11 protein-coding genes are annotated in these 10,615 nt (G+C 62.9%); 6 read left to right on the forward strand and 5 right to left on the reverse strand.

Annotated elements, in window-relative coordinates:
- Positions 1–246: 246 nt before the first annotated feature.
- From ptsP to AC1D1P_RS06305, 5 genes are all read right to left on the reverse strand, one after another.
- Positions 247–2,010, reverse strand: coding sequence for a phosphoenolpyruvate--protein phosphotransferase (ptsP, locus tag AC1D1P_RS06285; protein WP_457281601.1), 1,764 nt, complete (start codon positions 2,008–2,010; stop codon positions 247–249).
- Between the two features lie 209 nt (positions 2,011–2,219).
- Positions 2,220–2,489: an HPr family phosphocarrier protein gene (locus tag AC1D1P_RS06290; RefSeq protein WP_477672421.1), complete on the reverse strand. Its 270-nt coding sequence runs from the start codon at positions 2,487–2,489 to the stop codon at positions 2,220–2,222.
- A complete protein-coding gene (locus tag AC1D1P_RS06295; RefSeq protein WP_477672422.1) occupies positions 2,458–2,901 on the reverse strand; it encodes a PTS sugar transporter subunit IIA in 444 nt (147 codons plus the stop codon). Before AC1D1P_RS06295 ends, AC1D1P_RS06290 begins: the two co-directional genes overlap by 32 nt.
- Positions 2,898–4,205 (reverse strand): MFS transporter, encoded by a 1,308-nt coding sequence (locus AC1D1P_RS06300; protein WP_477672423.1) that lies wholly within the window; start codon positions 4,203–4,205, stop codon positions 2,898–2,900. The genes AC1D1P_RS06295 and AC1D1P_RS06300 overlap by 4 nt, the downstream gene beginning before the upstream one ends.
- A gap of 15 nt (positions 4,206–4,220) precedes the next feature.
- Complete coding sequence (locus AC1D1P_RS06305; protein WP_477672424.1) at positions 4,221–4,778, reverse strand: hypothetical protein; 558 nt, start codon at positions 4,776–4,778, stop codon at positions 4,221–4,223.
- 216 nt (positions 4,779–4,994) lie between these two features.
- On the opposite strand from AC1D1P_RS06305, the gene AC1D1P_RS06310 reads away from it, so the two are divergent.
- The 6 genes from AC1D1P_RS06310 (at position 4,995) to AC1D1P_RS06335 (ending at position 10,552) form a co-directional block, all read left to right on the forward strand.
- The gene (locus tag AC1D1P_RS06310; RefSeq protein ID WP_477672425.1) at positions 4,995–5,594 is read left to right on the forward strand and encodes a hypothetical protein; all 600 of its coding nucleotides are present in this window, start codon (positions 4,995–4,997) and stop codon (positions 5,592–5,594) included.
- Between the two features lie 12 nt (positions 5,595–5,606).
- Complete coding sequence (locus AC1D1P_RS06315; protein ID WP_477672426.1) at positions 5,607–6,782, forward strand: sensor histidine kinase; 1,176 nt, start codon at positions 5,607–5,609, stop codon at positions 6,780–6,782.
- Complete coding sequence (locus AC1D1P_RS06320; protein ID WP_477667613.1) at positions 6,779–7,438, forward strand: response regulator transcription factor; 660 nt, start codon at positions 6,779–6,781, stop codon at positions 7,436–7,438. The genes AC1D1P_RS06315 and AC1D1P_RS06320 overlap by 4 nt, the downstream gene beginning before the upstream one ends.
- Before the next feature lie 151 nt (positions 7,439–7,589).
- Positions 7,590–8,009: a CBS domain-containing protein gene (locus AC1D1P_RS06325; protein ID WP_477667612.1), complete on the forward strand. Its 420-nt coding sequence runs from the start codon at positions 7,590–7,592 to the stop codon at positions 8,007–8,009.
- Positions 8,010–8,324: 315 nt separating this feature from the next.
- Complete coding sequence (locus AC1D1P_RS06330) at positions 8,325–9,692, forward strand: CmpA/NrtA family ABC transporter substrate-binding protein (protein ID WP_477672427.1); 1,368 nt, start codon at positions 8,325–8,327, stop codon at positions 9,690–9,692.
- Positions 9,689–10,552: an ABC transporter permease gene (locus AC1D1P_RS06335; RefSeq protein ID WP_477672428.1), complete on the forward strand. Its 864-nt coding sequence runs from the start codon at positions 9,689–9,691 to the stop codon at positions 10,550–10,552. Before AC1D1P_RS06330 ends, AC1D1P_RS06335 begins: the two co-directional genes overlap by 4 nt.
- Positions 10,553–10,615 lie beyond the last annotated feature (63 nt).

Below are 10,615 nucleotides of genomic sequence, written 5' to 3' on the forward strand. Positions count from 1 at the left end.
CGAGCAGGATTTTTTTAACGCGATGTTTCATGAGGAGCCTCAAAGAAGAAGTGAAGGTTCCTCATGGTGCCCGCGGGAGGCCCGCGGCTGTTTGCAGCGCGGTTGCGGCGTGTTTCGCTTTGTTTCAGCCCTCTCAACGGGTAGATTCGCGAGATTTACAAGCGTTTTCGGGCTCTAGCCCAATCTGAACGTGCGCGAGCAGCTATATTTTTAATAGCATCACACCTGCCCTGCCGGCAGCACCCTTCAGCCTTGCAGCATCGTCGCCGGCTCTTCGCAGGCCAGCACCTGTTCAGCCCAGGGCTGCAGCTTGGCGGCATCGGCGCGCAGGATTTGCTGCTTGACCGCCAGGATCTGCGACGGGTGCATGGAAAAGCTGCGCAGGCCCATGCCCAGCAACAGCCGCGTCATGGTGACGTCGCCGGCCATCTCGCCACAAACGCTGACACCCTTGCCCTGCGCGTTGCATTCGTTGATGGTGTCGGCGATCAGCCGCAACACGGCCGGGTGGCAGGGGTTGTACAGGTGTGACACCGCCTCGTCGGCGCGGTCGATGGCCAGCGTGTACTGGATCAGGTCGTTGGTGCCGATGGACAGGAAATCGAAGTACTTCAGGAAGAGCTTGAGCGTCAGCGCCGCAGCCGGGATTTCGATCATTGCGCCCAGCCGTACCGGCCCGTACGGAACGCCCTTGTTGTCGAGCAATGCGCGCGCACGGTCAATCAGCGCCATGGTCTGGCGGATTTCACTGCCGTGCGCCAGCATGGGCACCAGCAGGTTGACCTTGCCATGGGCGGCCGCACGCAAAATGGCGCGCAGCTGCGTCAAAAACATCGGCGGGTCGGCCAGGCTCCAGCGGATCGCGCGCAGGCCCAGCGCCGGGTTGAGGTGGGTGTCCTGCGCCTTGTGGCGGTCCAGCTGCTTGTCGGAGCCGATATCCACGGTGCGGATGGTGACGGGCAGGCCGTGCATGCCTTCAATCGCCTTGCGGTAGGCCTGGTATTGCTCTTCCTCGTCGGGCAGTTTGCCGCTGCGGCCCATAAATAGGAATTCACTGCGAAACAGCCCGACGCCGACGGCGCCGGCAGCCACCGCGCCCACCGTGTCTTCGGGCATTTCAATATTGGCCAGCAGATCGACTTTCTGCCCGTCGATGGTCAGCGCCGCCGTGTGCTTGAGCCGGTTCAGGCGCTGGCGTTCCAGCTCGCCCTGGCGCTGCTTGAAGCCGTATTCGGCCAGGATGATGGGCGACGGGTCGACGATCAACACCCCGGCCTCGCCGTCGATGATGACCCAGTCGTCCTGCTTGATCAGCTGGCTGGCGCTACGCGCCCCGACCACCGCCGGGATGTCCATGCTGCGCGCCACGATGGCGGTGTGCGAGGTCTTGCCGCCCACATCGGTGGCAAAGCCGGCAAAGAGGCTCTGCTTGAACTGCAGCATGTCAGCCGGGGAAATGTCATGCGCGATCAGCACCAGCGGCACGTCGGTGGTGTCGTCCAGCAACAGGTCTTGCTGCGACTGCTTGCGGCTGGCGCCCGCCTGGGCCGCGGGCTGCACCGGCGAGGCCACGCCTTTCATGTGGCGCAGGATGCGCTCGACCACCTGCTCGAGGTCGGCCTTGCGCTCGCGCAGGTACTCGTCCTCCATGTCGTCGAACTGGCGCGCAATGATTTCGTACTGCGTGGTCAACGCCCACTCGGCGTTGTAGTGGCGGTCGACGATCCAGTGTTTCACGCCGCTGATCAGCTGCTCGTCCTGCAGCAGCATCAGGTGCACGTCGAGCAGCGCAGCCAGCTCGTGCGGTGCGTCTTTGGGCAGGTCTTGCTGCAGGCGCGTGATTTCCTCCATCACCGCATTGCGCGACACCCTGACCCGCGTGATCTCGTCCGCCGTCTTGGCGTCGTCCACGAAATAGTGCGCCACGTCGGCACGGCTGGAAGCCACCAGCACGGCGCGGCCGATAGCAATGCCGCGCGAGACCGCCAGGCCGTGGACTGAAAAAGTCATGCAACAACTCCCTCCACGACGGTATCTTCGAGCCAGTCCGAGACGTGGAACCGGCTTTGCCGGGCCACAGGCGGGCGGCCCCCTCGGGGGGCAGGGAGCACACGAAGTGAGCGACCGTGGGGGCTGCACCTTCGGCTTTCCCGGGCCGCAGGCGGGGCGGCCCCCTCGGGGGGCAGCGTATTACACGAAGTGAAAAGCGTGGGGGCCATTCATTCCCCTTCGCCAAACTTGTCGGCGATCAAAGCGAGGATGGCGTCCATCGCGGCCTGCTCGTCGTTGCCGTTGGTCTCGACCTCGACAATGCTGCCCAACCCGGCAGCCAGCATCATCACGCCCATGATGCTTTTGGCGTTGACGCGGCGCTCGCCCTTGCTCATCCAGACCTCGCAGCCAAAGCTGCCGGCGAGTTTGGTGAGCTTGGCGGAGGCGCGGGCATGCAGGCCCAGCTTATTGCTGATGTTCGTGCYGGTCTTGATCATGATTTCGGCGTACCTGATTTTGCGGTGCGGTGATGGCCACCTGCATCACGCCCTGCGTGGCGCCGATCAGCGCGCGCGCTACCAGCGCATCGAGCGACTCGTGGCGGTAAGACACGGTGCGCAGCAGCATGGGCAGGTTGATGCCGGTGATGAGTTTGGAATGAACGCCGTCCACCAGCTTTTGYGCCACGTTGCAGGGCGTGGCGCCGAACACGTCGACCAGCACCAGGGCATGCGAGGTGCCGAGCTGCGTCAGCATGATGCGCGCCTGGGCCAGGGTTTCTTCGGGTGGCATGTTGGGCTGCACGTCCAGCGCGGAAATACCCGCTGCGTTGTCCGGAAACACATGCAACACGCATTGGCGCAGGGCAGAGGCCAAAGGAGCGTGAGCGATGATGAAAATGCCGTTCATTGCGGTGAATTATCAGCTTTCACACTGAGGAAATACCCATATGAGGCGATACAACAACACAAAAACACGGACATCGCCGCCTGAAAGCTCGCCACCCGTGCCAGGCCCATGGCGGCAAACACGTCAATCAGCAAGCCGATTCCCCATTGCACGGTGAACACGCCGGCAAAAATCATCAGGTTATAGGCCGATAGCGCCCGGCCGGCGAGCGAGGCCTTGAACGCCATACCCACCGCGGGCTGCGCCAGCCCCATGACGCTGCACCCCATGCAAAACAGCGCCCAGCCCAGCCATCCGGTGGAGGTGCCGGCCGCGATATTGACCGCCAGCACGGTGAGGCTGAAGGGCACGCCCCAGGTGATCAGGCGGGTGGCGCCCCAGCCGTGCCGCGACAGCCAGGGGTTCACCATGCCCCAGCTCCAGAAGGTCACCAGCATGGAAGCATTGATATAGAAGAGGCCGGTGGCCGCCTCCAGCGGCGTATAGCCCGCGACCCTGATCATCCAGGGGCCGGCCCACAAGGTTTGCACAGCCACCAGCCCGCCGTAATTGAAAAAAGCCAATGGCGTCATCTTGCGGAAGTAGCGGCTGCGCCAGATAGGCGCATAGCCAGCTTCGGCCGGTACCGCCGGCGCGGCGGCTTCTGTGCTTTCATGCTTTCTATTGAGCTGCCATGTCGGCACCACCCAGGCGAGCGCGGCCATCGACAGCAAGATCATCGCGGCCAGTATCCAGAACAGCGATCGCCAGCCCGTCAACGGCATCAGCCATTGCACCGGCAGGGTAGACGCCAGCATGCCGAGTGAGCCGGTCATCAGCATCCACGAATTGGCGCGCAGCACCGTGGCCGGCTCATACCAGCGGCGGTAACCCGTGAGCGGCGCCATCAGGCAGGCGCTGACGCCCATGCCGACCAGCACACGCGACGCCAGCAGCCAGGCAAAGCTGGTGCTCAACGAAAAAGCCAGGCAGCCCAGCACTGACAGCGCCAGAAAACACAGGATCACGCGCTTGGGGCCATGGCGGTCCAGCCAGGTGCCCAGCGGCAGCTGCGTGGCGGCAAAGCCCAGGAAATATCCGCCCGCCAGCAGGCCGAGGTCGCGTGCATGCAGCGAAAACTCCTGCGTGAGCACCGGCGCCAGCGTGGCGGTGATGGCCCGCACCAGCGCCGAACAAAAATACGCGGCGGCAAACGCCAGGAAAACAATGGCGCCGGTTTTTGCGTCCAGCCGGCCCGGGTGGGAACTGGCAGCCGGCGCAGCGGTATTCGGGGAGGTCGGCAAGGAAGCTTCTGCGCTGGTCATGAAAGGCAAGCCACTTTATTCAAACTTGAGGCTGGAGAAAAATGTCTCGGCCACCTCGGGCGCGATGCGCGGGGCATACATCACCACCTGGAACACCTGCGGGCCTTGCACAAAGTAGGCAGCCTGCCCGCTCACCGGTTTGCCGTCGGGACCCTGCCCATCGGCCTTGACCAGCGAGGCTGGCGGCAGCGTGGCAGCGCCGGGTAACTTGAGCGGTGACACCTGCGGCGCAGGCCCGGCCTTCATGTTCGCCAGCGTGAGGCTTTGCCACTGTGCGAGCACGGGCGCCGCTTTTGACGCGTCGCCGAGGTCGGCCACCGCCACGGCAAAGGTGGCGCCGCCGGCATCACAACCCAGCATGCGCAAGGTAGTTGCCGGGCCACCCAGTGGAACCACTTTTTCGGCTTTGTCGGGCTTGCAGGGCAAAAGCAGCGCCAGGCGCGTGCCCTCGGGCCGCACTTCGCGCCAGTTCAGCGTGGGGCTACAGGCCACGAGCAAGATCATCACTGTCAGGGCAAAGGCGGCGACCGGCCGCGGCGAGAGGTGCGCGGCGCCTCTAGAAATCGTAAGCATGCCTTGGACTTTACAGGGAATCAAAAAAGCAGCCCGTTTTGGGGCGAACCTGGGGCAAGCCGCTCCGTCCAGCCCGCTTCAGTACCGATTTTGGGTTGATACAGTCCCGGCCACGCACCAAGCTGGGCACGATGTTTGCTCATGCCCGCATGTGCAGTATGGAAAGAACTCAGGCTTTGCCATGCCATGATGCGGTCCAACAATCACAACCGTTCAATGATGATGGATTTCAAAACACACCGATTACTGGCTGCTCTGCTGCTATGTGCTGCAAACCCTGTCTGGGCTTTGGAGCTGCAGAATAAAAACTTTAGCGACGACGAAATTTTTTCGGCTGTCGTTAACCGGTTTAAAAAGCCGCTTCAACACCGGTTCAACCCTGCCTCTACGGATGAGCGAAAACCTTTGCTGGTGCTGGGCCCGGCGCTGAAATTCGGCAAAAAAATGCAGTCCCAATCGTTTATCCACCTGACGCAGCAGGAGCTGGTTGAGCAGCAACAGGCGGTTTTTATATTGGTAGAGAAGGCGCGCCCGAATCCTGAGCGGACCGAACTCTATGTGGACTACGACATACCGAGCAATGCGTCTTTCGGCGTGCTGAAGGTTTACCCCAAAGATGGTGTGCTGGTCGTTGAAAGTCTTGACAGCTTCCGGTCATCCTCAGGCGCAAGGGCCACTTACGGCAAGCTGTACAAGGGCGTGGCTTGCCAGGACAACACGGAAATGGCTTACCGCTGGAACTACTACGAGCGCAGTGGCTCCGGCGGGCGTTGCCCTGACAAGATGTTTACCGAATTTACGGACTACGGCGGTTAACCGAACTACGCCATGCCCGCACCCGCCCACCTTCCCGGCGCCAACCAGCCCGTCTGGCGCGACAAGCTGTCGCAGCTGCTCGAGTCCACCGGTGAGGGCATCTTCGGCATCGACATGGACGGCCGCTGCACATTCATCAACCGTGCCGGCGCCGAGCAACTGGGCTATGCCCCCGCCGATGTGCTGGGCCACAACATGCACGAGCTGGCGCACCACTCCCATGCCGGCGGCGCGCACTACCCCGAGCACCTCTGCCCCATCTTCAACGCTTTTCGCAAGGCCTTGCCCTGCCGCATCGACAGCGAACTGTTCTGGCGCAAGGACGGCAGCGCGTTTGCCGTTGAATACTCATCGCACCCCATCGTCGAAGGTGGCGTGGTGCAGGGCGCGGTGGTCACCTTTGTTGATATTTCGGCGCGCCGCCAGGCCGAAGACGCGCTGCGCCAGGCGCATGCGGTGCTGGAGCAGCGCGTCAGCGAACGCACGCAGGCGCTGTCTGAGGCCCTGCAGCACCTGCGCGAGCTCACCGCCTACACCCACACTGTGCGCGAGGAAGAACGCACGCGCATCGCGCGCGAGGTACATGACGAGCTGGGCAGCCTGCTGGTGGCGCTGAAGATGGACGTGGGCTGGCTCGACAAACGCCTGGGCGAACAGCAGCAGCGTGAACCCGGTGACGCGCAGGTCATGCGCGACACCATGCGCAGCAAATGCCAGAACATGGGGCGGCTGATTGAAAGCGCGGTCGACAACGTGGGCCGCATCATCACCGACCTGCGCCCCAGCATCCTGGACCACCAGGGCCTGTGGGCAGCGCTGGACTGGCAGGCGCATGAATTCGTGCAGTCGGCCGAACTGGCGCTGGACTGGCAAATGGAGGTGGCCGACGCCGCACCCCTGCCCGAGCCCTCGGCGATTGCCATCTTTCGTATCTTCCAGGAAATGCTCAGCAATGTAGGACGGCATGCTGAAGCCAGCCGCGTGGCCATCACCATACACGCCACGGCCAGTGACATCAGCATCGCCGTGCAGGACAACGGACGCGGCGCCGAAGCCGCCGCCTTTGAAGCAGCCAATGCCTACGGCGTGATGGGCATGCGGGAGCGCGCGCGCCACCTGGGCGGCAGCCTGGAGATCACCAGCCGGGTCGGCCACGGCTCTGCCTTTCACCTTCGGATCCAGTTATGAGCACCCTCAAAATCCTGATCGGCGACGACCACCGCATCGTGCGTGAAGGCCTGAAGCAGGTGCTGGCCGATGCGCCCGAAATTGAAGTGGTGGCCGAAGCGGAGACCGGCCCCGACATCCTGCAGCGCGTCGACGCTTTGGGTGGAGACAAAGGCCTGAGCGCCGTGCTGCTGGACATTGCCCTGCCCGAGCGCGATGGCCTGGATGTGCTGCAGGCGCTCAAGAAAAACTGGCCTCGCCTGCCGGTGCTGATGCTTAGCACCTACCCTGAGAAGCAGTACGCCGTGCGCTGTATCAAGCTGGGTGCGGCGGGCTACCTGAATAAAAGCGCCAACCCCGATGACATGATTGCCGCGGTGCGCAAGGTGGCGGCCGGTGGCCTGTACGTTTCAGCCGCCACGGCCGAAGCGCTGGCCAGCGCCGTCGGCGGAAGCGGGGGACGCAGCGGCGCCGAAGCCCTGTCGCACCGTGAACACCAGGTGTTCCGCCTGCTCACGGCCGGCAAGTCCGTGGGTGAGATCGGCACGCAACTGGGCCTGGCGTCCAACACCGTGAGCACCTACCGCTTGCGCATCCTGGAAAAAACCGGCGCCAAAAACGACGTGGAACTGGCCCTGTACGCCGAGCGCCATGGCAGGGCGCCTGCCGACAGCTGACAGCAACACGTCAACGGCCTTGTCCTACGGCCGCTCGGGTGCCCATGACCGGCAAAAACACGCACGCGCAGGGCATGCTGGCTGCAGACGGCGGTGTCGTTCTGATACCGCCCAGCCCGGACCCAAGCCCACCCATCCAAGGAGTATTTTTATGACGACCGTCACCGACGTGATGACCCGCAACGTGCGAACCATGGCCCCCGGCAATACCGTGGCAGACGCCGCGAAAGCCATGCGTGAGCTCGACGTGGGCGTGATCCCTGTGTGCGAGGGCGACAAGCTGCTCGGCATGGTGACCGACCGCGACATCGTGCTGCGCGCCGTCGCGGAGGGCCTGAACGGCGGCACGCCGCTGTCTACCGTGATGAGCACCGACATCCATACCGCACGTGAAACTGACGACCTCGACACGGTCCTTGCAGACATGGCGTCCCGCCAGATTCGCCGTCTCCCGGTGCTGGACGGCTCGCAACGCCTGGCCGGCATCATTTCCATCGGCGATATCGCGGTCAAGGGACAGGACGAAGAGGATGTGGGCCAGTCACTGGCCGACATCTCGTCTCCGGCCTGACCGCACCGCGGGTAAGCCCCGCGCCCTGCGCGAATTTGGTGCGTGACAAAGCTTCCGCGCCACCTTGAGCCTGCGCGATGTCGTCGAGGCTGAAAGAATCAGCTGACGTATCGGCCTGCGTGCAGGCCTGCGCAGCCAAAACCAGCATGGCGGCACTGTTGTTGCTGCTTGCGGGCCGGTTTTTGTAGTGGACGCCCTACACCCTGTCATGGCATCCACAGCGAAATGCGGCACCTGCCGCGCTTTCGCCCCAATGGGCCCAAATTGGCCCGCTGCTTGCAAGACAGCCGCATCTTCCAAAGAAAGGTGTGCGCCATGTCTGACCTCTTTTCTCCCTACGACGCCGACCAGCCCCTGATGCTCAAATGCAGCTGCGGCAGGGACCACAGCGCGGCCGATCACCAGGCCGCCGATGCGTCTGCCGCCAGCCCGCAAGCGCTCTCACACAGCTTTATGGAAGCCAGCCTGGTGAAGGCGCTGTTCCCGGTTGACAGCGTGCGCCGCAACTTCCTGCGTGCGGTGGGCGCCAACACGGCGCGCGCTGCGATTGCCTCGGTGCTACCGCTCGGTGCGCTGGAGGCCATGGCGCAAGACCGCGTGCCCCTGGAAAAGAAGGATCTGAAGATCGGCTTCATCGCCATCACCTGCGCCAGCCCGCTCATCATGGCCGACCCGCTGGGCTTTTACAAAAAGGAAGGCCTTAACGTGCAGCTCAACAAGACCGCCGGCTGGGCGCTGATACGCGACAAGATGATCAACAAGGAGCATGACGCCTCCCACTTCCTGTCACCCATGCCGCTGGCAATGACCATGGGCCTTGGTTCCAACCAGGTCAACATGAACGTGGCCAGCATCCAGAACACCAACGGCCAGGCCATCACGCTGCATGTGAAGCACAAGAACAACCGCGACCCGAAGAACTGGAAAGGGTTCAAGTTCGCGATTCCGTTCGAGTACAGCATGCACAACTTCCTGTTGCGCTACTACCTCGCGGAGAACGGCCTGAACCCCGACACCGATGTACAACTGCGCGTAGTGCCACCGCCCGAGATGGTGGCAAACCTGCGCGCCGGCAATATCGACGGCTTCCTCGGCCCTGATCCTTTCAATCAGCGCGCGGTGTACGACGAGGTCGGTTTCATCCACATCCTCTCCAAGGAAATCTGGGATGGCCACCCCTGCTGCGCTTTTGGCGTCAGCGACGAGTTCATCCAGAAGAACCCCAACACCTTTGCTGCGCTGTACCGCGCCGTGCTGGGCGCATCCTTCATGGCCAGCCAGCCCAAAGACCGCGACCTGATCGCCAAGGTGATCGCGCCCACGCAGTACCTGAACCAGCCTGAGGCCGTGCTGCAGCAGGTGCTGACGGGCAAGTTCGCCGACGGCCTGGGCAACATCCGCAACGTGCCGGACCGCGCCAACTTCGACCCTGTGCCCTGGCAGAGCATGGCGGTGTGGATGCTCACGCAGATGAAACGCTGGGGCTATGTAAAGGGCGAAGTCAATTACAAACAGATCGCTGAGAAAGTTTTCATGCTGACGGATGCCAAAAAGCAGATGGCACTGGCCGGCTTCAAGCCGCCTGAAGGGGCTTACAAAAAATTCAAGGTGATGGGCAAGGAGTTTGACCCGGCCAAGCCCGATGACTACGTGAAGAGCTTTGCCATCAACAAGCTCGCATGAAGTCGCTGAACCTCAAGGCGGGCCTGGTCTCGCTGCTTATCTTTTTCGCCTTTCTGGGCATCTGGTACGTGGCCACGTTGCCCGCATCTGGTACGCCGGCAGCCAGCACGGCGGGCCTGAGCGCCGAGCAGATCGAATACCAGAAGATGATGGGCAAAGACCCGGGCAGTACCAAGACCACCGGCTTCCCCACGCTGGGCCAGATGGGCACAGCGATCTGGAAGCAGGTGTCCAACCCGCTGTATGACAACGGCCCCAACGACAAGGGCATCCTGATCCAGCTCGGCCATTCGCTGGCACGCRTGGGCCTGGGCTTTCTGTTGGCGTGTGCGGTCGCCGTGCCGCTGGGTTTTGTGATCGGCATGTCGCCGCTGCTGCGCCGCGCGTTTGACCCTTTCATCCAGGTGCTCAAACCCATCTCGCCGCTGGCGTGGATGYCGCTGGCGCTCTACACCATCAAGGACTCATCGATCTCGGGCATCTTTGTGATCTTTATCTGCTCGGTCTGGCCCATGCTGATCAACACCGCCTTCGGCGTGGCCTCGGTCAAGCGCGAATGGCTCAACGTGGCCAGCACGCTGGAAGTGAGTCCCCTGCGTAAGGCCTTCCAGGTGATCCTGCCGGCGGCTGCGCCCACCATCCTGACCGGCATGCGCATCTCCATGGGCATTGCCTGGCTGGTGATTGTGGCAGCCGAGATGCTGGTGGGCGGCACCGGCATCGGCTACTTCGTCTGGAACGAGTGGAACAATCTCTCACTCACCAACGTGATCTTCGCCATCCTGGTCATCGGCATCGTCGGCATGCTGCTGGACCTGGCTTTTGCGCAACTCCAAAAAGTGGTCACTTATGTGGAGTGATTCCATAGCAGGAGCCGCACTAGAGCCGCTCACAAAGCCCAGCGAAGCGGTCCTGGCTAGGCG

The sequence above is a fragment of the Polaromonas sp. P1_E1_2 genome (genome assembly GCF_056406035.1).